This window comes from Shewanella schlegeliana, assembly GCF_016765635.1.
Lineage (GTDB): Bacteria > Pseudomonadota > Gammaproteobacteria > Enterobacterales > Shewanellaceae > Shewanella > Shewanella schlegeliana.
The window spans coordinates 335,551-356,539 of record NZ_JAESVD010000005.1 but is presented as its reverse complement, the minus strand read 5'-3'; the positions used below and the strand labels follow the sequence as shown (position 1 = coordinate 356,539).

At 45.1% G+C, this 20,989-nt stretch carries 21 protein-coding genes and 1 pseudogene; 11 read left to right on the top strand and 11 right to left on the bottom strand.

Annotated elements, in window-relative coordinates; translation table 11 throughout:
- Position 1 precedes the first annotated feature (1 nt).
- Together ispE and lolB are read right to left on the bottom strand one after the other, a co-directional pair.
- Entirely contained in the window at positions 2-856 is an 855-nt protein-coding gene (ispE, locus tag JMA39_RS10995) for a 4-(cytidine 5'-diphospho)-2-C-methyl-D-erythritol kinase (protein WP_202721920.1), read from the bottom strand.
- Positions 853-1,512 (bottom strand): lipoprotein insertase outer membrane protein LolB, encoded by a 660-nt coding sequence (gene lolB / locus JMA39_RS10990; protein WP_202721919.1) that lies wholly within the window; start codon positions 1,510-1,512, stop codon positions 853-855. Before lolB ends, ispE begins: the two co-directional genes overlap by 4 nt.
- Positions 1,513-1,781: 269 nt before the next feature.
- On the opposite strand from lolB, the gene hemA reads away from it, so the two are divergent.
- Genes hemA through prmC form a run of 3 tightly spaced genes read left to right on the top strand, consistent with a single transcriptional unit; the run spans position 1,782 to position 5,017 of the window.
- The gene (gene hemA / locus JMA39_RS10985; RefSeq protein WP_202721918.1) at positions 1,782-3,032 is read left to right on the top strand and encodes a glutamyl-tRNA reductase; all 1,251 of its coding nucleotides are present in this window, start codon (positions 1,782-1,784) and stop codon (positions 3,030-3,032) included.
- Positions 3,033-3,045: 13 nt separating this feature from the next.
- The gene (prfA, locus tag JMA39_RS10980; protein ID WP_202721917.1) at positions 3,046-4,131 is read left to right on the top strand and encodes a peptide chain release factor 1; all 1,086 of its coding nucleotides are present in this window, start codon (positions 3,046-3,048) and stop codon (positions 4,129-4,131) included.
- Positions 4,132-4,174: 43 nt separating this feature from the next.
- On the top strand, positions 4,175-5,017 hold the full coding sequence (gene prmC, locus JMA39_RS10975) for a peptide chain release factor N(5)-glutamine methyltransferase (RefSeq protein WP_202721916.1): 843 nt from the start codon (positions 4,175-4,177) through the stop codon (positions 5,015-5,017).
- A 111-nt stretch (positions 5,018-5,128) separates the two neighbouring features.
- Here prmC and JMA39_RS10970 read toward each other — a convergent pair whose 3' ends face one another.
- Positions 5,129-5,551: a GNAT family N-acetyltransferase gene (locus JMA39_RS10970; RefSeq protein ID WP_202721915.1), complete on the bottom strand. Its 423-nt coding sequence runs from the start codon at positions 5,549-5,551 to the stop codon at positions 5,129-5,131.
- Between the two features lie 198 nt (positions 5,552-5,749).
- Between JMA39_RS10970 and JMA39_RS10965 the strand changes: the two genes are divergently transcribed.
- The 6 genes from JMA39_RS10965 to JMA39_RS10940 all read left to right on the top strand — a co-directional run bounded on the left by JMA39_RS10965 (position 5,750) and on the right by JMA39_RS10940 (position 12,144).
- Positions 5,750-6,145 carry a SirB2 family protein gene (locus JMA39_RS10965; protein WP_202721914.1) on the top strand — a complete coding sequence of 132 codons (396 nt, stop codon included), beginning with the start codon at positions 5,750-5,752 and terminating at the stop codon, positions 6,143-6,145.
- Positions 6,145-6,933: a transglutaminase family protein gene (locus tag JMA39_RS10960; RefSeq protein ID WP_202721913.1), complete on the top strand. Its 789-nt coding sequence runs from the start codon at positions 6,145-6,147 to the stop codon at positions 6,931-6,933. The genes JMA39_RS10965 and JMA39_RS10960 overlap by 1 nt, the downstream gene beginning before the upstream one ends.
- Before the next feature lie 188 nt (positions 6,934-7,121).
- On the top strand, positions 7,122-8,390 hold the full coding sequence (locus JMA39_RS10955) for a DUF819 family protein (RefSeq protein WP_202721912.1): 1,269 nt from the start codon (positions 7,122-7,124) through the stop codon (positions 8,388-8,390).
- 69 nt (positions 8,391-8,459) lie between these two features.
- Positions 8,460-9,308 (top strand): 3-deoxy-8-phosphooctulonate synthase, encoded by an 849-nt coding sequence (gene kdsA, locus JMA39_RS10950; RefSeq protein WP_202721911.1) that lies wholly within the window; start codon positions 8,460-8,462, stop codon positions 9,306-9,308.
- 206 nt (positions 9,309-9,514) lie between these two features.
- Positions 9,515-11,077 (top strand): AbgT family transporter, encoded by a 1,563-nt coding sequence (locus tag JMA39_RS10945; RefSeq protein WP_202721963.1) that lies wholly within the window; start codon positions 9,515-9,517, stop codon positions 11,075-11,077.
- Positions 11,078-11,268: 191 nt separating this feature from the next.
- Positions 11,269-12,144 carry a DMT family transporter gene (locus JMA39_RS10940; RefSeq protein ID WP_202721910.1) on the top strand — a complete coding sequence of 292 codons (876 nt, stop codon included), beginning with the start codon at positions 11,269-11,271 and terminating at the stop codon, positions 12,142-12,144.
- An 18-nt stretch (positions 12,145-12,162) separates the two neighbouring features.
- On the opposite strand, the gene JMA39_RS10935 is transcribed toward JMA39_RS10940, so the two are convergent.
- Positions 12,163-12,900, bottom strand: a complete 738-nt coding sequence (locus JMA39_RS10935; RefSeq protein ID WP_202721909.1) for a phosphatase PAP2 family protein — start codon at positions 12,898-12,900, stop codon at positions 12,163-12,165.
- Positions 12,901-13,070: 170 nt separating this feature from the next.
- Here JMA39_RS10935 and JMA39_RS10930 point away from each other — a divergent pair, with 170 nt between their 5' ends.
- Entirely contained in the window at positions 13,071-14,276 is a 1,206-nt protein-coding gene (locus JMA39_RS10930; RefSeq protein WP_202721908.1) for a C45 family autoproteolytic acyltransferase/hydolase, read from the top strand.
- A 97-nt stretch (positions 14,277-14,373) separates the two neighbouring features.
- Here the strand turns inward: JMA39_RS10930 and JMA39_RS10925 are convergent, their stop codons facing one another.
- The 4 genes and pseudogenes from JMA39_RS10925 to JMA39_RS10910 all read right to left on the bottom strand — a co-directional run bounded on the left by JMA39_RS10925 (position 14,374) and on the right by JMA39_RS10910 (position 17,512).
- Positions 14,374-14,454, bottom strand: coding sequence for a MetS family NSS transporter small subunit (locus JMA39_RS10925; protein ID WP_237732791.1), 81 nt, complete (start codon positions 14,452-14,454; stop codon positions 14,374-14,376).
- 20 nt (positions 14,455-14,474) lie between these two features.
- Positions 14,475-15,971: pseudogene (locus JMA39_RS10920) on the bottom strand (sodium-dependent transporter).
- 173 nt (positions 15,972-16,144) lie between these two features.
- The gene (locus tag JMA39_RS10915; RefSeq protein ID WP_202721906.1) at positions 16,145-17,101 is read right to left on the bottom strand and encodes a ketopantoate reductase family protein; all 957 of its coding nucleotides are present in this window, start codon (positions 17,099-17,101) and stop codon (positions 16,145-16,147) included.
- Positions 17,102-17,107: 6 nt separating this feature from the next.
- A complete protein-coding gene (locus tag JMA39_RS10910; RefSeq protein WP_373316328.1) occupies positions 17,108-17,512 on the bottom strand; it encodes a VanZ family protein in 405 nt (134 codons plus the stop codon).
- A 125-nt stretch (positions 17,513-17,637) separates the two neighbouring features.
- Between JMA39_RS10910 and JMA39_RS10905 the strand changes: the two genes are divergently transcribed.
- Complete coding sequence (locus tag JMA39_RS10905) at positions 17,638-18,123, top strand: YajQ family cyclic di-GMP-binding protein (RefSeq protein ID WP_202721905.1); 486 nt, start codon at positions 17,638-17,640, stop codon at positions 18,121-18,123.
- 148 nt (positions 18,124-18,271) lie between these two features.
- Here the strand turns inward: JMA39_RS10905 and JMA39_RS10900 are convergent, their stop codons facing one another.
- The 3 genes from JMA39_RS10900 to JMA39_RS10890 form a co-directional block, all read right to left on the bottom strand.
- Positions 18,272-19,708, bottom strand: coding sequence for an AmpG family muropeptide MFS transporter (locus JMA39_RS10900; protein ID WP_202721904.1), 1,437 nt, complete (start codon positions 19,706-19,708; stop codon positions 18,272-18,274).
- Positions 19,709-19,902: 194 nt separating this feature from the next.
- Complete coding sequence (locus JMA39_RS10895; RefSeq protein WP_202721903.1) at positions 19,903-20,223, bottom strand: hypothetical protein; 321 nt, start codon at positions 20,221-20,223, stop codon at positions 19,903-19,905.
- A 118-nt stretch (positions 20,224-20,341) separates the two neighbouring features.
- The gene (locus JMA39_RS10890) at positions 20,342-20,968 is read right to left on the bottom strand and encodes a peptidylprolyl isomerase (RefSeq protein WP_237732771.1); all 627 of its coding nucleotides are present in this window, start codon (positions 20,966-20,968) and stop codon (positions 20,342-20,344) included.
- Positions 20,969-20,989 lie beyond the last annotated feature (21 nt).

Below are 20,989 nucleotides of genomic sequence, written 5' to 3'. Positions count from 1 at the left end.
GTTAACACTGAGCTAATCTCAGCATCAACGGCGATTTATTTGCCCCTTTCGCGACAAAGCCTTTTATCGATGCAGGCAATTTCGCCAATACATCTTTAGCTTGTTGCTCCTGTTCGAATTGACCAAAAACACATGCTCCTGTTCCGGTCATTCTGGACGGCGCATATTCTAGCAGCCAGTCTAAGGTTTTGGCAACTTGAGGGTAGCGTTTTGCGACTAATGTTTGGCAGTCATTTTTCCAAGGGCTGTTCATTAATGACTCGAGACTTAGCTTTGGCGTATCGCGAGGCAACTCTGGATCTTGAAATACTTCAGCTGTAGAGACATGCACCTGAGGTACCAACACAAGATACCAAGGCTCTGAGGGTTCAACGTTTTGCAGTTTCTCACCCACACCTTCGGCAAATGCTGAAAAACCATTAACGAAAACAGGGACATCCGCGCCTAGCTTTAATCCTAACTCGCAAAGTTCAGTTGCTGATAAGCCAGTTTTCCAAAGCTGATTTAGGGCGACCAAAGTGGTGGCCGCATCGGAGGAACCGCCACCAAGACCTCCGCCCATAGGCAGACGCTTATCGAGCCAAATTTCAGCGCCAAGCTGACAGCCTGTTCGTTGTTGCAGTGATTTTGCGGCTCTGAGAATTAAGTTATCGCTGTCGGCAACAGCTGCCGACATATTGGAGTGTAATTTTAGCTCCGACGTCTCTAACACTTTAAAGTCTAGGTAGTCACAATGCTCGACGAATTGAAACAGAGTTTGCAGCTCGTGATAGCCATCACTACGCTGAGCGTTGATATGCAGAAACAGATTAAGTTTAGCTGGTGCTGGCCAGCCTAGAGAAAGTGACGCTGTCATAAAGAACTCTCGGGTTTTGACGTCTGTTGAATAAGTATTTGACTTTGAGGGGCTAAAGCTTGCCATTGATTGAGCTGTAGCTTTAAACGTACGTCGCCACGCTGCAGGTTAAGTAAACGCGGCACTTCGGCGCCGCTTTGCTCCTGCCAGCTCTTAAAGTCCACTTCCCAGGGGGGAAACTGCTCAGAATTAACCAGCTTCGCAGGACGACCTTGGGCGTCTTTAGCCATCAATTTATCACCGACGGTTAACTGGCCAGTGATCCAAAGAGGCAGTGACTCTATCGGTATTGACCAACCCGATACTCGAGTGAGAAGGCGCTGAGGATCACTATCTGTGTAGGTCTTGCCGTCAACTTCCAGAGTGGCGTTGCCTGCATGGTTTGATAGCGACAGTACTGTCGTACCCAACATGGTCGTCAGCTTTAGTTCATCGCGGTCGGGACTGTGAAGCCAATAAAGATTGGTGCTGAACTTGTCTTGAGGTGTTCTGACCGCAAGTTTGCCCTGCATCTCCCACGCGTCAGCCTGCTGCACTTTGTTAACAGAGACGGGAACCAGGTTGTCTGGTATGGTAGTTGAGCAACCGCTGACAAAAAGAGTGCCCAGAATCACCCATAGATAAGTGTTTTTTGTGATGCGTCTCAAATTATTCATCTATTACTGATATAAAAGAGCCCTTATGATACGAGGGGTTGAATGATTTACCAATGCCCATATGCAAAAATATAAATTTATACAATGCTCAATGTCGTTAATGCGTGACATAACTATATATGAATAGTTAAAAAAGTGATGCTAATTGAAAAAATGGGTAAGAACAGAGATTATTATTCGGTTTTGTTAAGCGTATTCTGTTTTTAACAATACCAATTCAGTAGAATGGCACCAATAAATGAGATGCCCAAGAGTCCAGAACGAGTCAAATGAGCCTTGTAGCAATCGGAATTAACCATAAAACGGCCACGGTCGACCTGCGAGAAAAAGTCGCATTCGGCCCAGATAAAATTCATGATGCCATGAAGAGTCTAGCTGCTAGCACTCAATCTGGCGAAGCCGTCATCATTTCCACCTGTAACCGTACAGAACTTTACTGTAACAACAGTGAAGCCGCTGACGTGGTTGCATGGCTGGAAGATTATCATCAACTTTCCCACGAAGACGTTGAGCCTTGTCTATACCAATATAATGGTCAGGAAGCGGTCAAACATTTGATGCGCGTATCTGCTGGACTCGATTCACTAATTTTAGGCGAACCGCAAATTCTCGGTCAGGTAAAGCAGTCTTTTGTGAAAGCAAAAGAGGCGGGTACCGTTGCGACGACTATGGATAGGTTGTTTCAAAACACCTTTTCAGTGGCTAAAAAAATTCGTACCGAAACCGAGATTGGCGCCGCTGCCGTCTCTGTAGCATTCGCTGCTGTCAGCATGGCCAAGCATATTTTCTCATCACTCAGTACGACTCAGGTATTATTAGTCGGTGCGGGTGAGACAATTGAGCTTGTTGCGCGTCACCTAAAAGACAATGGTGTTAAAGCCATGGTGGTTGCAAACCGTACTGTTTCACGTGCGGAAGCTATGTGCGAAGAGTTCGGTGCGACAGCTATTACACTAGAACAGATTCCAGATTTTCTCCCTAAGGCCGATATCGTGATATCCTCTACGGCTAGCCCATTACCAATTCTTGGTAAAGGCATGGTAGAAAAAGCGCTTAAGCAGCGTCGTCATCAACCTATGTTGTTGGTTGATATAGCAGTTCCTCGAGATATCGAGGCTGAAGTTGCGGATCTAGAGGATGCATTCCTCTATACCGTGGATGACCTACAAAGCATTATTGAACAGAATATGGCGTCTCGAAGAGAAGCCGCCGAGCAAGCAGAATTAATTGCAGAAGATCAAGCTTATCAATTCATGGAATGGATCCGCTCACTAGAGTCGGTAGACAGTATCCGTGAATATCGCACCCAAAGTATGGCGATTAAAGATGAGCTGGTAGAGCGAGCGGTCAACAAGTTGGCCCAAGGTGGTAATAGTGAGCAGGTCTTACTAGAGCTAGCCAATAAGCTTACCAACAAACTGATCCATGCGCCGACACAAGCGCTTACCGCTGCGAGTCGACAAGGGGACCTGAATTCTCTTGGACAATTAAGAGCTGTGCTTGGACTAGATAAAGACTAAGGTTAGCGTTTTAATGAAGGACAGTGTGATTCGTAAGCTTGAAGGCTTACTTGAACGTAATGAAGAAGTGTTGGCGTTACTGAGCGATGCAAGCATTATTGCCGATCAGGAGCGTTTTCGCGCCTTGTCTAAAGAGTATTCTCAACTTGAAGATGTGGTAAAGACCTTTAAGTCTTACCAACAAGCCGAAGAAGACTTTGAGTCGGCTAAAGAGATGATGGAAGAGGATGATCCAGAGCTTAAAGAGATGGCTCAGGAAGAGTATAAAGCCGCTAAAGAAGCTATCGCTGCACTTGAGGCCGAACTACAGATCCTATTACTTCCAAAAGATCCAAACGATGACAATAACTGCTTTATCGAAATCCGCGCGGGTGCGGGTGGTGATGAGGCGGCGATTTTTGCCGGTGATCTATTCCGCATGTACAGCAAATACGCCGAAAGTAAGCGTTGGCAAATTGAAGTCATGAACACCAACGAAGGTGAGCATGGCGGCTTTAAAGAAGTGATTGCTAAGATCAGCGGTGAAGGCGTTTACGGTAGACTGAAATTCGAGTCAGGTGGCCACCGTGTACAACGTGTACCAGAAACTGAATCTCAAGGCCGTGTACATACCTCGGCTTGTACTGTGATTGTACTACCTGAGATTCCAGAAGCAGAAGCGATTGAGATCAACAAGGCTGACTTGAAGGTCGATACTTTCCGCGCATCTGGTGCCGGTGGTCAGCACGTTAACAAAACCGACTCGGCTATTCGTATTACCCATATTCCAACGGGTATCGTGGTTGAGTGTCAAGATCAGCGTTCACAGCATAAGAACCGTGCTCAAGCCATGAGTGTTCTGTCTGCACGTATTCAAGCGGTAGAAGACGAGAAGCGTCGCAGCGCTGAAGAAAGCACACGTCGTAACTTGGTAACCAGTGGTGATCGTTCGGAGCGTATCCGTACTTATAACTTCCCGCAAGGCCGAGTGAGTGAGCACAGAATTAACTTAACCTTATATCGCTTAGGTGAGTTTATGGAAGGGGATATCGATGTGGTTATCGAGCCTTTAATCCAAGAAAACCAAGCGGATATGCTTGCAGCGCTGGGTGAAGCTTAAACCTTTGCAAACTCATTGTGCTACAGATGAATAAGGATATTCCTTGCAATTAACTATCTCAGGGGCGCTTAAGTGGGCCTCTTCTCAGCTTGAAAGTATTTCAGACTCGGCATCTCTTGATGCCGAGGTCATGCTGCTTCATGTGATCAACAAGCCGCGCAGCTATCTGTACACTTGGCCCGATAGAAGCTTAGAACCCGAGCAGGTTTTTGAGTTTAAGCAGATGTTAGCCAAGCGTTTACGTGGTAATCCTATTGCACATATTGTGGGTGAAAGGGAGTTTTGGTCGCTGCCTTTTAGGGTCAACCCGACCACACTCATTCCTCGTCCCGATACCGAAATCCTAGTTGAGACGGCGCTGAATCTGCCTTTGGCTGATAATGCCAAGGTGCTCGATTTGGGCACGGGGACAGGGGCTATCGCACTGTCATTAGCCCATGAGCGTAGTGAGTGGCAAGTTTGTGCGATTGATAAAGTTGAAGATGCGGTGGCGTTAGCTAAAGAAAACCGTACCAACTTAAAGCTTGAGCAAGTCGATGTGTTTCAAAGCGATTGGTTCGATGCTGTTGAGTGTTATGATTTTAACTTGATTGTGTCTAACCCGCCCTATATCGATGAGGAAGATGAACATCTTTCTCAAGGCGATGTCAGATTTGAGCCTGCCAGCGCATTAACGGCGCCACAGCGAGGCTTTGCCGATCTGTTTTATATTGCAGAGTCGGCTCGCGATTACTTAGCACCGGGTGGTTACTTGTTACTCGAGCATGGTTATCAGCAAGCTATCGAGTTAAGAGAGAAGTTAATTGAGCTGGGCTATGAAAACGTGGCGACGGTTCGTGACTTTGGTAGTAACGACCGCTGCACACTAGGACGTTGGCCTAGGTAGTATGTTGTTGCGAATTAAACAAAAGGCACTATTGTTAGTGCCTTTTTTGTTTCTAGCCCAGAAGAGATCTCTGCAAGTACTGGTCTTTACTAGGACGAACATGTAAGAGGGTTATGAGAGCTGTTTTACCATAAAATATTTACACCCTGTTTTGGGATAGGCCTGTTGGGTCCACTTCAATTGGTAACCTCTTGCCTCATAAAATGGCTTAGCCTGGAAGTTGAGCGTATCTAAAATTGCTGATTGGCAACCACGAGCCTTGGCGATAGTCTCTGCCTCGGTAAGCAGTTGGTGACCGACTTGCTGTCCTCGTAGGCTTTCAGCGACCCACAGGTTGTCTATCATAAGCCAGTTGCCAAAGGTTCTACCTGAAAATCCTGCGACAAGTTGGCCATTATCGTCTTCAAGCTTTAGCCCTAGAGGTAGCCTTTCTGATACTTCCCAGTGTTGCCAGTTAAACTCCGCAATTTTCTGTTTAATGACATCGGCAAATTCATCACTGTCGTCTTGGGTAAACTGCATATCTAAGCTCATTATTTGTGTCTCTTCTTTATTATTAGGCCCAAATAACACCATAAGGTAAAACTTGGTACAAGCATGCTTGCAATAAATCGCAGCAATACTCGCTTTGGTTAAACTTTGTGCGTTTCTTCCTGTTGCGCGGCGGTATATTGGTTATGGGTTAATGTATGGGGTACACTAGCCGCCTTTATCGGCTAATAGATTTTTATCATGGAAACTTTTTACGGTTTATACCCAGTGTTTAAGCATCTTCATATGACGCTTATCGTAGCTAGCGTATTGTTTTTTTTAGTGCGTTTTGTCATGCATCTACGCCAGTCGCCAGTTTTGGAAAAAAAGGTTATTAAGATCGCTCCCCATGTTATTGATACTTTCTTGCTGATTTCAGGATTAATCTTGTGCTTTTCAATCAAGCAGTATCCATTTGTCGACCCTTGGATGACTGAAAAACTTGGTGCCGTTGCGGCATATATCCTGTTAGCGACTATTGCGCTCAAAGCCGATCGTAATAAATTATTTAAAGTGTTTGCTGCATTAGGCGCGATTGGTTGGGTGGTGTATGCCGCTAAGCTGGCGATGTTTAAACAAGCAGTATTATTAGGTTAATGACAGATTTGAAACTTCACGACTCGATTCAACTTCCAGAAACAGCCTTAGAAATTGCTGAACATCTTGGTTTTTCAAAGGTTAAAAACGCTAATTGGGCTTGGCTCGAATTAGCCGGTTCAGTATTGAGCTTTTATGTTGTTGATAGGCATGCTCGCTTGCAAGGGCTTCTTAACTGGTTTTACAACGACTTAGGCTTCTGTCCGCGAGAGGCGTATTATAGCGTCGAAGCGGCTGACTTAGGTAAGTGTCTAACCTCAAAGCAGGGAAATAGTACAACGCTCGCAACCGTATTGATGTTGCTGGCCAAGCAACTAGACCTGAGCTTGGAGTTATTGTTATTACCAGGGCATACCGTACTTTGTAGCCGAATTGATGATGAAGTTCGCTACATCGACCCACTAACTGGGGCTGAGTTGACTAAACATCAGTTGCATGTTTTTGTGCGTGGTGAACTCGGTAATGCAGCTAAGTTTAAGCCTAGCTACTTAAAGCCTGCGAGCATTAAGCGCATCATTTCTCGTATGTTACATGAGATGAAAGCGGGTAGCATTGTTGGCCATAACTTCGAACCTGCAATGGAGTGTTGCAACTTGCTACTTCAATGGCATGGCGATGATTTAAATCTTAATCGAGAGCGCGCTTTCATTGCTCAACAGCTTGGGTGTATCAGTGTTGCAACTGCAGATTTAACGCATTTTGTGGAAAATAGTCCACATGATCCGGTGATTGAACTGGTGAAGATGCAGTTAAAAGAACTTAAAGAGGAAGTCGAAACTTTCCACTAACGTAAAGCAATAGGGCCGTATAGGCCCTTTTGTGTTGATAGTGTTGTTTGATCGTCGATAGAAATAAAAAGGCGCAGCCACATAGCGATGGCAATAAAAGCGTCAACATAGAAAGTGTTACACCAACAAATTGAAGTAAAAAAATAATAAGTAGGCAAATGACTGCCAATATCAAGGGGATAGAGTTCATGAGTAGTACGGATTCAGTGACTAGTGCACTGGTGACGAATGATGCCACCGCATTAGGTATTCTAGCTGTAGTGCTAGGTTTTGTGTTTTACACCAGTAATAGTAGTCATCCATTTTGGAAGAAGTTTTATACTTTCGTTCCTGCATTGTTGATGTGCTATTTCTTACCTTCTTTGTTAAACACATTTAATATTATCGATGGTAATACTTCGCAACTTTATTTTGTTGCATCGCGTTACCTACTACCTGCATGTTTAGTGTTACTGATTTTGAGTGTCGACCTAAAGGCCATTTTATCTCTAGGCCCTAAGGCCATTGTGATGTTCCTGACCGGAACAGTGGGTATTGTGATTGGTGGGCCGATTGCATTGCTTATCGTTTCGGCGATTAACCCGGAGATACTCAATGTTACCGGCCCAGATGCTGTGTGGCGCGGTATGACAACTCTTGCTGGTAGTTGGATTGGCGGCGGAGCCAATCAGGCTGCGATGAAAGAAATTTACGATGTCGGCGGTGATATTTTCTCCATCATGGTGACGGTGGACGTTATCGTGGCAAATATCTGGATGGCAGTGCTGCTGTTTATGGCATCAAAGGCTAAGCAAATAGACGCTAAAACAGGCGCAGACACGACAGCACTTGAAGCATTGAAGGATAAAGTTGAGAAGTATCACGCCGAGAATGCACGAATTCCAAGCTTGAGCGACTTGATGATGATTGTTGCAATCGGCTTTGGTGTTACAGGCTTTGCTCATATCATCGCTGATTTATTAGGACCATTTTTTGAAACTAACTATCCGTGGACTCGAGATTACAGCTTAACCTCTAAGTTCTTCTGGTTAATTGTTACTGTGACAACAATAGGCTTAATCTTGTCGTTTACACGGGTACGACATATCGAGGCGGCAGGTGCGTCTAAGGTCGCATCGGCATTTTTATATATCCTAGTGGCAACCATTGGTTTGCATATGGATGTCTCGAAGTTAGCAGACCCTGACAACCTTTGGTACTTTGCCATTGGTATGATCTGGATGCTAGTGCACGCAAGCTTTATGCTGATCGTAGCCAAGCTGATTAAAGCGCCACTGTTTTATATGGCGGTAGGCAGTCAAGCTAACGTCGGAGGGGCGGCATCAGCACCTGTTGTTGCAGCTGCATTCCACCCGGCATTAGCACCTGTAGGTGTGTTACTTGCAGTATTAGGCTATGCTTTAGGCACCTATATGGCGTGGATTTGTGGCCAAATTTTACAAGTTGTAGCCAGTTAAGGTTGCAACCAAAGCCTATTTGATTAATGCCAAGGCACAGGCCTTGGCTCACGAAGAGAGAAGAGATTGATGAGCAATAAAATCATTAGTTTAGGTTCGATTGAGATCGCAAATGATAAGCCTTTTGTGTTGTTTGGCGGTATGAACGTACTTGAGTCACGTGACTTGGCAATGCAAATTGCTGAAACCTATGCTGAAGTTACCCAAAAGCTAGGGATCCCTTACGTGTTTAAGGCCTCTTTTGATAAGGCTAACCGCTCATCTGTTAACTCTTACCGTGGCCCAGGCATGGAAGAGGGCTTGAAGATCTTCGAAGAGATCAAATCTACCTTCAATCTACCATTGATCACCGATGTACATGAGGTTCACCAGTGTGCACCTGTTGCAGAAGTGGTTGATGTGATTCAGTTGCCAGCATTCCTCGCTCGTCAAACCGATCTCGTTGTGGCTATGGCAAAGACTGGCGCCATCATTAACGTGAAAAAGCCGCAGTTCTTAGCACCACATGAGATGCGTCATATCATCACTAAGTTTAATGAAGCGGGTAATGATGAAATCATGCTATGTGAGCGTGGCTCAAGCTTTGGTTACAACAACCTTGTTGTAGATATGCTTGGTATGGATGAGATGAAGCAAACGGGTTACCCAGTGATCTTCGATGCGACTCACGCGCTGCAGCGTCCAGGTGGACGTGCGGATAGTGCTGGTGGACGCCGTGCTCAAGCAACAGAGCTTGCCCGTAGTGGTATGGCTCTTGGCTTAGCTGGCTTGTTTATCGAAGCACATCCAGATCCTGATAACGCTAAGTGTGACGGCCCATGTGCGCTACCTCTACACCAGCTAGAGAACTACTTAACGCAGATGAAGGCGATTGACGATTTGGTCAAATCTTTTGAACCAATCGACACAAGCAAGTAATAATCAAGTGTAATAAACCGTTTTAGGTTTATTAAACAATATAAAACCCTGCATTGAGTCAGGGTTTTATTGTTTTGATCCATGTAAATTAAGCTTCGATACAGATTAGACATTTATTCTAGTAGGTTATAAAAAGACACGTGATTAAGATGTCATCGTTCTAGGCATGCTTTAAACGTGAAAGAACATAATAAATAGGTTGAATGATGAAAGCAGACAAACACGCGCTTCCTGATGAAGGGCCGAAAGGAATGTTAGGTAAAGCGTTAGACAGCATTGAACGGGTTGGTAATAAGTTACCTGATCCGGCAATGTTATTTTTAATACTCATGTTTGCAGTGTGGGCACTATCAGCATTGCTATCGGGGGTGAGCTTTGAAGCTATCGACCCGACGACTAATTCTCCAATTGTGGTTCATAATCTGTTAACCGCTGAAGCGCTAACTAAGTTCTTAACCTCGATGGTAACAACTTTTACTGCATTCGCTCCTTTAGGTGTCGTGTTGGTTGCCATGTTGGGTGTTGGCGTCGCTGAGCATTCAGGCTTTATTAACACTGCGCTAAAACGCATGCTAAAAATCACCCCAGCGAAATTTTTAACTCCTGCGGTTGTGTTGGTCGGTATCATCTCTCACACCGCAACCGATGCTGGTTACGTGGTGGTGATTCCGCTTGCTGGTGTGATTTTCTTCACCGTTGGCCGTCATCCTCTGGCGGGTATCGCGGCGGCATTTGCGGGTGTATCTGGTGGCTTTTGTGCCAACTTTATCCCGTCAGGAATTGACCCATTACTGCAAAGCTTTACCCAAGCTGCAGCACAAATTGTTGACCCGACTATCGAAGTAAACCCTCTGAACAACTGGTTCTTCGCGGCCTCTTCTTGTATCCCTATTACCTTAGTTATCTGGTATCTGACCGATAAAGTATTGGAGCCACGCTTAAACCGCACTCATAAGGTTAAGCGTGAAGAAGTAGACCTTCCTGCGATGGAAGAGGAAAAACCGTCTGAAGTTAAAGCGTTCCGTGTGGCAACCTTAGTGATGGTGGTAGCAATTGCAGCCTTCTTCTCTTTAACTGTGCCTGAAACGTCCACATTACGCGATGCGAACGGTTCATTGACGAGTTTTAAAGCGCCTTTGATGCAGTCAATTGTGCCGCTAATCTTTATCTTCTTTATGCTACCAGGCCTAGTATACGGGTATATGACTGGTGCGTTTAAGACATCGGCTGATGTTGTGCAGGCGATGTCTAAATCGATGAGCGGTATGTCGCACTACATCGTGATGGCCTTTTTCTGTGCTCAGTTTGTGGCAGCATTCTCAGCATCTAACCTTGGTGCTTTGATTGCGGTTGAAGGTGCTGGTGGTCTTAAAGCACTGAACTTACCTGCGGAAATTACCGTTGTGGGTATGATTATTCTAGTGGGTTTTGTGAACCTATTTGTGGGGTCATCATCTGCTAAGTGGGCATTGATTGGCCCTGTTCTTGTGCCTATGTTAATGCAGCTTAATATCAGCCCTGATCTGTCTCAAGCGGCATATCGCGTTGGTGATTCAAGCTCAAATATTATTACACCACTGATGCCTTACTTCCCGTTAGTGGTGGTTTACTGCCAGCGCTATGTGAAGAATATCGGTATCGGTACGCTGATCTCTATGATGCTGCCATTTAGCTTGGCACTACTGTCGATATGGAGTGTGTGGTTACTAGCCTACTGGGCGTTAGGTTTCCCATTAGGGCTCGGTGCTAGCTACACCTACGGGCTCTAGCCTCTAGCTTTTAGCGAGAAAATTTCCATGATGAAAAAGGGCAGCGTATAGACGCTGCCCTTTTTATTCTTGCTCATCACTTGTGACTGTTTCACATTATCACCAAGAGTTATTTTCAGTATTGTCCGTTTGTTCACCGCCAGTTTGTTTCTACAGGCATAATAGCGTTTTTAATTTTGGCACTTACCTCCATGGCATGGATCTTATTTACTCTTCTAGCTGCCTCGATGCAGGCTTGGCGCAATGCCTTTCAAAGTCAGCTAAGTAGAGAGGTTAATATTGCAGGCGTCACCCTAGCGCGGTTTATCTGGGCTACGCCGATAGCGATTATCTATTTGGTAGCGCTTTATATTTGGCAACCAGTAGGCTTACCGTATATCACGCTCAAATTTAGCGTTTATGTGCTTGGTGCCGCGGCGGTGCAGATTCTTGCAACGGCTTTGATGGTCAAGCTATTCAAAATGAATAACTTTGCAGTGGGGGCCGGCCTAGCTAAGAGTGAAGCTTTAGTGGCTGCGATTCTTGGGGTACTGTTTTTTGGTACTCATCTGTCACTGCTTGGTTGGATTGGTGTGTTTGTCGGCAGTATTGCCGTGTTTATGATGAGCTGCAAGCAAGGAATTAAACAACTCTCCTTATCGACGGTTTTACTCGGGCTCGCTTGCGGTACAGCTTTTGCTTTGACCTCTCTTTGGGTAAGAGAGGCCAGCCTTAACCTAGACCTGCCCTTTCCCCATCGCGCAGCATGGGTATTGCTGTTAGTTATTTCGATACAGACAACGATGCTGTTGATTTACGCCTATGTCATAGACAAGAACACCATAGATGGATTACTGCAAAGGCCAAAGCTGACGCTGCTTACCAGTAGTGCGAGTTGTCTAGGCTCAATAGGTTGGTTTAGTGCCATGTCATTGCAAGCAGTGCCTTATGTTAAGACGCTTGGTCAGGTAGAGGTGTTCTTCACCTTGCTTATCGCCACATTCTGGCTCAAAGACAAGGTGAAAATTAAAGATATGCTAGGGCTGGTTCTGATTGCCGTTGCCGCTATCTTAGTAATGTGGAGTTAGCTAGCGTAGGTCTGAATATCAACGAATTTTTTTAGAAGGGCTGCCTGAAGGATCAGAATTGAAGGGGTTTTTCACAACACTCTTGCAACTGAGCCTGATCGCTATTTGAGCGCTCAGTACGCCTAAGGTTGCGCCTGCGAGCAGGTCTCCGAGGAAGTGATAATTCTGCCCTAACTGTCCAGCAATAGCCCCGAGCATAGCCAATAGCCACAAACCATAGAGTTTGGGAAAGCGCCACCAAAAAACAGTGACCAACGCAAAAGTGAACAGTGCGTGACCAGAGGGGAAGGAGTTATAGGCAGCGCCTATGGCAAAAGGATGGAACCTCTCTACGCCGTTGTGGATCCAAGAGAGATTGCTGCTGGTATCTGTGTAGATCCAAGTTTCTGGCCAGGTGCGACCAAATATAAATTTAGCGCCGACTCTGGCGATGCTGGCAATAAGTAAGGTTATTAACAGTGCTCGCGCCATAGAGGCAAGCTTGTTACGCCAGACGGAATTAATGCAAGCAAGAATGATGACGGCAGAGAGGCTTTCGAACAGCAAAGGCATCTGGCTGAGCGGTTTAAAGATGGCACTGGCATCAACATTGTGGTGTAGCCAAGTTGATAGTGGGCGGTCTAAAAACAGCACGCTAAAAACAGTGCAGCTAATTGCCCCTAGATATAACCATACACAGTTGCGTAAAGCACATGCTTGGCGTTGGGATAAAGCTGGGCTGTCTGTCGATGCTGACTGCTTATCTGTTTGATTCATTCAAATGGTGACTCTAACTGGATTGCTGAAGCGGTATGGGTACCTAGTCTTAATTACAAGTTTATCTTAATACCTTATTAACTTGGTTACTAAGTTAACTAATTCTCTTAGAAATGCATAGTAAAGCAAGAGTGACTATTCTAGCCTCAACATCTTGTGGAGGACTTAGCATGAACAGAACAATCATTGCGGTATCGCTAGCTTTATCTTCGTTATTCACTGCGGGAGCACAGGCTGAAATTATTCAGCATACAGACCAAATTGCAGAAGTTAAGTTTGAGGGTTCAAGCTATGAGTTGGGCAAGCATGTTGGTGAGGTTGCCAAAGCTCAGATCTTAGATGGGATTGACCGATTTGATCAAACCCTTGGCGTTATGTTACCGGGCCTCAATGTTATCGCTTTGTCTAAGTCATTTGATGCTCAAGATGTGTTTGGTAAGCTTCAAGCAAGCTCACCCGATGCTGCGGCTTATATTCAAGGTCTGTCCGAGTCACTTAATCGCTCTCCTAATTTATTGCTTGCTGTTGGCATGTCCGATGAAGCGATTCTAGAGTCTCAGCGTTCAGGTGGTATGGGGTTCTTGCAAGCTGAAAAGCCATCACATGATCCGGCAGCTCCTGCTAAATGCACCGTGATGGGGATGTCAGATCAAGAGGGACGTGCATGGGGTCAGGCTAATTTTGACTATATGGGGATTAACTATGAAGGTCTGATAGTGTTAAATCACATCGATTCTGATGGGAAAACTCGAGTTATTCAGACATGGGCCGGATTAATTCCTTATGGCGGTATTGCTAAAGGTGGCCAAGCCATGTTGATGAACACCATGGCCGATGAAGGCACTGCCCGTGAAAAAGCCGATGGCGAGATCTTAACGGCTAATGCAACGCCATCATATTATCTCAGCTGGGAAGCCTATAATATTGAGCAGCCTAGCGATTTGATCTCTGTGTTTAATGCTTATGATGAATACACGGCATTTTTCACTTACACAGTAGTCGATAGCGATAAGCCTGTTTTGAATATCGAAAATAACTTTGGTGGCAGCAACGGCGGTAAAGTGAGTTACTCATATGCCGATAAGAAAGTGCATGCTAACCACTCTTTGTATCAGGCTAAAAAATTCGTTGATGATACCTTTGCCGCTAAGTCTTTAGCGCGTCAGGCGGCAGCAGAAGCATTTATGCAAAAAGCTACGGTGGATACAAGCAAGGCACAATCTCAACACTTTGCCGAGACATCTGTGCTTTGGAAAGGGCGAGGCGAGATGATGGGAACAGTGACCTCGACCCGTTTTGATGTTCATGGCGATAAGGTTGATATGTACATAAAAACCGATGATGCTCATCCAGAGGTCCATATAAAGAATTATTAAACCTCGATATTCATATCAATGTTTATACCAATACCAATAGCAATAAAGGAGCCTAGGGCTCCTTTATTGCTATTGGTAAGCGGCTTATTAAAGTGTGTTATTTTCTTCTTGATGCTTTCATCGCGATAGAGATGCAGACAGCTGCACCGCCCCAGGTGATGAGTAAAGCGAATATCATCATTATCATTGCACCGGTACTCATGCTTCAGGCTCCTTTGAATGGTTGCCAGAAATGACGCTGATAAAGATGGCGAAAAATAGCATGCTGGCCACTAATCCCCAACCGAGAAATAACTGATCCACTATCGGATAGTCACCATAGCCATTGGCCAGTGTATTGATAAGGTTCTTAACCAGAATGATTGCTAGCATGATTGGACAGATAAAGCGCAAGCAGATCTCTGCCCACTTACCGATACTAAACTCACTACATCGGTTGGCGTAGTCGCGAATATCGGCAATCCTAAATAGCCAAGCGAGAATAACCAATTATATTAGGCAACTAGAGAGTAGGGCGATGTTATTTATGAAGTAATCGATAAGATCGAGCAGTAATAACCCGCCATTGCTCGAAAAAGCCATGGAGAGAATAAACCCCGTTCCGCACACCAGCAGTGCGGCTTTTTTTCGCGATATCGACAGTTTATCGATTACTGCTGAGACTACCGCTTCGATAATCGAGATATGTGAGCTAATTCCTGCCACCACTAGGGCTAAGAAGAATAGCGGACCCAGGATATAGGGGGCGGGGAGTAAATTGATGGCGGCAGGTATGGTAACAAAGGCCAGCCCTACACCAGATGACACCACATCTGTGATGGGTTTTGCTTGCTCTTCGGACATATAGCCGAGAACGGAGAAGATCATAATACCGCCTAAGATAGAGAAACCGCAGTTGATAAGCACTGTCATAAAGGCATTGTTATTAATATCGGATTTTTCAGGCAGATAGCTGGAGTACGCCAACATAATCGCAAAGCCGACACTTAAGGTGAAAAATATCTGACCATAGGCCGCAGACCAAACTCTTGCATCTAAAATCATGCTGAAATCGGGTCTAAATAGGTAGTTGAGGCCCTCTAAGGCACCGGGCAGAAAAATAATACGTGCAATAAATAGCAGCACCATGATGAACAGTAGCGGCATCATTATCTTGCTAGCACGCTCAATACCGCCTTTAACGCCGCTATACACCGCCAAAGTGGTAATGCTCCAAGCAATCGCCATTGGGATAGCAATATGAAACTGTATTGAGCCTAGCTTGGTTGGAGAGTTATCGCCTAATTGCAGATACTCATTGAAGAAGAAGGCATTGGTATCTGTTCCCCAGCTTTGGGATATAGAAAAAGTGAAGTAGGAGATAGCCCAGCCAATAATTGCAACATAATAGATTGCTATTACTGCGGCGATAAACACTTGGAACCAACCTAACCACTCTAACCTAAAGCCGAGTGATTTACCGAGTTGGGCGAAGATCTTAGGCGCCGCGCCGCGGTACTTATGGCCGAGGCTGAACTCCATTATCATAAAGGGGATGCCTGCTGTAAGCATGGCAAACAGATAGGGGATAAAGAAGGCGCCGCCACCATTTTCGTAGGCCATATAGGGGAAACGCCATATATTCCCCAGGCCAATTGCCGAGCCTACAGCCGCGAGAATAAAGCCTGTCCTTGAGTTCCATTGCTCTCTTTGCATTGAGTGCGCCTGTATTATTTCCTATTACACGATTGTAAATAGGACTAACAGAACTAATTTTAGTCACAATTGAAGAACTTGCTTGAGGTTTTTACTTTATGAAATGCTTAATTTTAATGATAAAGGCAATAGGTTAAAGATGTATGGCTCGCCAGACTTGCGATACAACAAGACTAATAAGAGTATTTCGCTTCTAGCTGCTTTATCTGCTCGACAAGCCGCAGGTTAAAAGGGGCTGAGATTTGGTGGGTTTGGGCTCGTTTCAGAACGAAGCCATTAATCGCATCTATCTCAGTTTGCCTTTGATGGTAGACATCTTGATGCATGGAGGAGAAGTTTTGTGCGGTGAGCTCGATAACTTGATAAACACGCTCAATTAAAAGCGCTAACTCTAGTTTGAGGCCATCTGCTGCGGCAACTTCAACGAGCTCTTTGACCGCTTTGTGGATTGTATCTCGATATTCAATCTTGGCTAGTTCGCCATTAGGGCAATCATGAATCGCCGTTAAGGGGTTTATCGCCACATTGATAGCCAGCTTTTGCCAAAGCAGCGGTAAGATATCGCTATGCCATGTACTTCGGTCAATATTACTGAGTAATAATGTCTTAAGTTCTTCACTCAGCTCGGCCCCAATAAATGCCCCAAGCTGAGTTAGCCCCGCTCCCGTCTGTTTTACATGGTACCTGTCTATTCTGAACGCGCCTTGTGAGGTAGTGCCTAGGCTTAAGCTGCGACTATCAAGGTCTGGCTGAACCTCTAGATGTGGTCCCATGCCATTATGCAGCAGCAGAATATGGGCATCTGCGGACAGGTAGGGCAGTACCGAATTAAGTGCTGCTTTGACTTGATATGCCTTAACACAGACTAGCAGTAGCTCGGTATTGGCAAGTTCATGAGCGTAATCTTTAAGGCCGACAAACTTGGCGTGGCGAGTGATTTGCTGGCCATCAAGTGTGGTAAATTTAAGTGGGGTAACAGCAGAATCAGTCTCTTTACTGATAAAGTTTAGTCGTGAAGCCGTTTGCTGATTAGCCTCAGCAAGCTGATGGAAGATGAGCTGGCCTATAGCACCAGCGCCTAATATTGTTATCTGCTTAGGGCTTACCGGGGTCGATGGTCTTGAAGGCATGTTAGGTTACTGGATGTCTGGTTCAGTGAGCTTAGCTGTTTTGAAGTAGCGGCAATAAAGCCAATGAGTAAAATAGAACAATGAAATACCGACCATGTCGGCAATAAAGTCGGCAAAAGAGGCGCTACGATAAGAGAGCTGGGATTGTACGACTTCGATAAATACGGCATAGCCCGCTAAAATGACGGCTAGAACGTACCACTTAGGTTTAAAGGCCAGATAGGTCAGGTAAGATAAAATGAAGAAGCTACCAAGGTGACCAATTTTATCTAAGTTAGGGATCCCTGTGGGGTAGCTAGGTTTTGAAAAAACCAAGTAACTCACCAGAATAAGCATTATAGCCAGTGCCCATTTAAAAATTGTTTGTCTGTTTATCACGTCGTATTCATCAGGGTTATTTGTTTCAATCATAAGAAAACCCGACAGTAAAGTCATCAATAACCCACAATTTCCTATGCTTTAATGGTTTATTTGTTTCAAGTTCACAGGCTCTGTGCGTAAAATATGGCTACAGCAAATTTTTAAGGACCAAACTTATGCCTTCAATGGATATTGTTTCAGAAGTAAATGAAGTTGAACTGCGTAATGCGGTTGATAATTCAGTTCGCGAATTGAAAGGTCGCTTTGACTTTCGCGGCAAAGAAGCCAGCATCGAATATAAAGATCATGTTGTCACCTTGACTGCAGAAGATGACTTTCAGTGTCGTCAACTGGTCGATATTTTACGTATGCAGATGAGTAAGCGTGATGTCGATCCTAAGTCGATGGATGTCGATGAAAAGGCGGTACATAGCGGTAAGACTTTCTCTTTAAAAGTGAAGTTTAAAGAAGGTATCGAAACTCTAGTCGCCAAAAAGTTAGTTAAGATAATTAAAGACAGCAAGCTGAAAGTACAATCATCTATTCAAGGTGACTCAGTGCGTGTTACGGGTAAGAAGCGTGATGATCTACAGCAGGTAATGGCACTTGCTCGCGAATCTGAACTTGGACAACCATTCCAGTTTAATAACTTCAGAGACTAATCGCACTCACTATCCGCTTATAAGTAGGCGTTTGATACGTTGACCAGTGATTCATATTGATTGCTATTTAGTTAACCATCACTGAAAGCATAAAAATGCGCAGCTCAATGGCTACGCATGTTAACAAGGGCTTGGGCTTAGTTAATCACTAAGTGCCGAGCTCTTTTTGTTTGTCTTGTTCAACAGAATCATTTTCGCTTTGTTCACTCAAGCTTGGATTAGGCGCATATTTCTGCACCAGTATAATAAGCCCAAGTACCGGGAAGCCAATTAAGCTGGCGGCGATAAAGAAGCTGACATAATCATAGGCATCGATATAAGCACCGGAGAAGCCTGCCACAAACTTAGGGAAAAGCAGCATAATCGATGACAGCAGGGCATATTGCGTCGCACTGTAGCCACTGCTGGTTAAGCTCGATAGGTAGGCAATAAAGGCTGCAGTGGCGATACCCGCACTGAAGTTATCCACCGAAATGGCGAAAGTGAGGAAGCTGACGTTATAGCCAATCATAGCTTGATAGGCAAAAAGCAGATTCGTCACCGCGACCAAGAGTGCACCTAAGAACAATATCTTCATGGTGCCATAGCGGGCAATGAGTAGTCCGCCTGCTCCTGCGCCAACCAAAGTCATTATCAGACCATAGATCTTACTCAATGTGGCGATTTCAGTTTTCGAAAATCCCATATCCACATAAAACACATTAGCCATGATCCCCATTACGATATCAGAGATGCGGTAACAGGAGATCAGTATTAGGATGAGGATTGCGCTGCGACCATAACGCTTAAAGAAGTCAATAAAAGGCAGTACGCTCGCGGTATAGAGCCAAGATAAACTGGCGGCGACAACCTTGGGGTAACGTGCGGCAAATTTAACTTTTAGTTCGGCCTCTTTTTCATCGACCTCTTTAGTTTCAACGGCGGGCTCGGTGCTAAACAGCGTGGTTAAAATGCCGATAGACATGAGACCTGCCATGACTAAATACGCTGTTTGCCATGACATTAAGCTGTAGCTTTCGCTGTTAGGCTCTATCCATGCAGCTATTGTAAGTGCACCAGCTGTCGCGACAATCATGGCGCTTCGATAGCCCACTTGATAGGCGGCAGCCAGTGCGGCCTGCATTTTCACCGGCGCCGACTCAATTCGAAATGCATCGATAACAATATCTTGGGTGGCAGAGGCAAAGGCAACCATTAAGGCAAATAGGGCTAGCCTTTCGAGATCGGCAAGGGGATCACTTTGACTCATGCCGATAATTGCGGCGACGAGCAGTAGCTGGGCGAACATCATCCAACCGCGCCTGCGTCCTAACAGCCGAGTGAATATTGGCAGTGACATCCGATCCACAAGGGGGGACCAAGCCCACTTAAAGCCATAAGCGAGTGCTATCCAGCTAAAGTAACCGATGGCAGTACGATCAACTCCTGCTTCACGTAACCAGAATGATAGGGTGGAAAAAACCAGCATCAGGGGTAAGCCAGCCGAAAAACCGAGTAGAAGTAAGATTAATACCCTTTTATGGCAATAGATTGATGCGGCGTTTTTAAAACGCTGAAAAAAAGAGGGCACGAATGCAGAAGACATAAACAAGCTTTACTGGAATTAGTTGTCTAAATCTTACGGTTCAGCGCAGTGAGGTTCAAGGTATTTAGCCAGATTTAGCCCGTTTATACTATGAAGGCAGTAAAAAGCCCAAACCAAAAAAGTGGTCTGGGCTTTGATCGAGCTAGATTGCTCTTTAGGTGGATATTTTCTTATGGATACTAATGTGTCAGATGTTAAGGTCTAATCCCGATACAGCCTTGAGGAATTTGACCACCAATGCTGAGGTAATCACAGCAATCGTCGACCTGTTTTCGCAAAAACTGATTGCCACGAATCGCCCAACTTGGCCACCTATCAAAGGCATGTAGCAGGTGCCAAAACACACGTTCCATATCTGTTTGCGCATCACCCTGATGATTGTACATCTGCCATTCTTCTAGGGTGTCCCATAGATATAACTGGATCTCTTTGAAATCGAGCTTGTCGCTCAAAAACGCTTTTCCATAGAAAGCCAGCTGGGGCGCTTTATCGTCAATGAACTCGTTAGGTGTCACTGAGCCGCCTCCTTCTAGTTAACGCAATAAGTATAGGCAGAAGATTAGGAGTTATGCTCAAAATATTTCAAATTATTTCAAAAAAATTCAAAGTCTATATTTGCTCAATATAGACAGATTAGTTTCGAGGTAGCAAGGTCGCCTTTTTTAAAACAATATCTTGCACAGGGAAGTCTGGCCACTCTATCTGAGTATTGAATTCAGTAGGTACCAGTGACATGGCTTGCAGCACTTCCATTCCAGAGGTGACTTCACCAAAGACGGTATAGCCCCAACGACGAGAAGAGGGGTCTAACTTCTCATTATCGACCACATTAAAGTAGAACTGGCTGGTGGCCGTGTGCGGCTCGGCTTCGCGAGCCATGGCGATGGTTCCCGTGAGGTTAGACAGGCCATTACCCGACTCATTGACGATAGGCTTATCGGTCGGTCTCTCCTCTTTGTTTAAGTCTAAACCGCCCCCCTGGACCACAAAGTCGGCGATGACTCGGTGGAATAGGGTGTTGTCATAGTGCCCCTTAACCACATAGGTTAGAAAGTTATCGACAGTAATTGGTGAACGAGTTCTATCTAATTCCACCACTATTTTGCCCATAGTCGTATCGAGTTCGACTTGTGGGTAAAGGGTGTTAGGCTGAATATCCACAGCATAGGAGCATTGACTGACGGCTAACAGGGCCAATGGCGCGAATGCCTTGGCTAATTTAGTTGTTAGTTTAGTTATGTTGGTTATCCAAGTTTTCATAGTGTCCCTTTTCATGGCAAG

Bases quoted from the DNA above. Each gene is read 5' to 3' on its own strand.
- ispE (WP_202721920.1), bottom strand. From the start codon at position 856: ATGACAGCGTCACTTTCTCTAGGCTGGCCAGCACCAGCTAAACTTAAT.
- lolB (WP_202721919.1), bottom strand. From the start codon at position 1,512: ATGAATAATTTGAGACGCATCACAAAAAACACTTATCTATGGGTGATT.
- hemA (WP_202721918.1), top strand. From the start codon at position 1,782: ATGAGCCTTGTAGCAATCGGAATTAACCATAAAACGGCCACGGTCGAC.
- prfA (WP_202721917.1), top strand. From the start codon at position 3,046: ATGAAGGACAGTGTGATTCGTAAGCTTGAAGGCTTACTTGAACGTAAT.
- JMA39_RS10970 (WP_202721915.1), bottom strand. From the start codon at position 5,551: ATGAGCTTAGATATGCAGTTTACCCAAGACGACAGTGATGAATTTGCC.
- JMA39_RS10965 (WP_202721914.1), top strand. From the start codon at position 5,750: ATGGAAACTTTTTACGGTTTATACCCAGTGTTTAAGCATCTTCATATG.
- JMA39_RS10960 (WP_202721913.1), top strand. From the start codon at position 6,145: ATGACAGATTTGAAACTTCACGACTCGATTCAACTTCCAGAAACAGCC.
- JMA39_RS10955 (WP_202721912.1), top strand. From the start codon at position 7,122: ATGAGTAGTACGGATTCAGTGACTAGTGCACTGGTGACGAATGATGCC.
- kdsA (WP_202721911.1), top strand. From the start codon at position 8,460: ATGAGCAATAAAATCATTAGTTTAGGTTCGATTGAGATCGCAAATGAT.
- JMA39_RS10945 (WP_202721963.1), top strand. From the start codon at position 9,515: ATGAAAGCAGACAAACACGCGCTTCCTGATGAAGGGCCGAAAGGAATG.
- JMA39_RS10940 (WP_202721910.1), top strand. From the start codon at position 11,269: ATGGCATGGATCTTATTTACTCTTCTAGCTGCCTCGATGCAGGCTTGG.
- JMA39_RS10935 (WP_202721909.1), bottom strand. From the start codon at position 12,900: ATGAATCAAACAGATAAGCAGTCAGCATCGACAGACAGCCCAGCTTTA.
- JMA39_RS10930 (WP_202721908.1), top strand. From the start codon at position 13,071: ATGAACAGAACAATCATTGCGGTATCGCTAGCTTTATCTTCGTTATTC.
- JMA39_RS10925 (WP_237732791.1), bottom strand. From the start codon at position 14,454: ATGATATTCGCTTTACTCATCACCTGGGGCGGTGCAGCTGTCTGCATC.
- JMA39_RS10915 (WP_202721906.1), bottom strand. From the start codon at position 17,101: ATGCCTTCAAGACCATCGACCCCGGTAAGCCCTAAGCAGATAACAATA.
- JMA39_RS10910 (WP_373316328.1), bottom strand. From the start codon at position 17,512: ATGATTGAAACAAATAACCCTGATGAATACGACGTGATAAACAGACAA.
- JMA39_RS10905 (WP_202721905.1), top strand. From the start codon at position 17,638: ATGCCTTCAATGGATATTGTTTCAGAAGTAAATGAAGTTGAACTGCGT.
- JMA39_RS10900 (WP_202721904.1), bottom strand. From the start codon at position 19,708: ATGTCTTCTGCATTCGTGCCCTCTTTTTTTCAGCGTTTTAAAAACGCC.
- JMA39_RS10890 (WP_237732771.1), bottom strand. From the start codon at position 20,968: ATGAAAACTTGGATAACCAACATAACTAAACTAACAACTAAATTAGCC.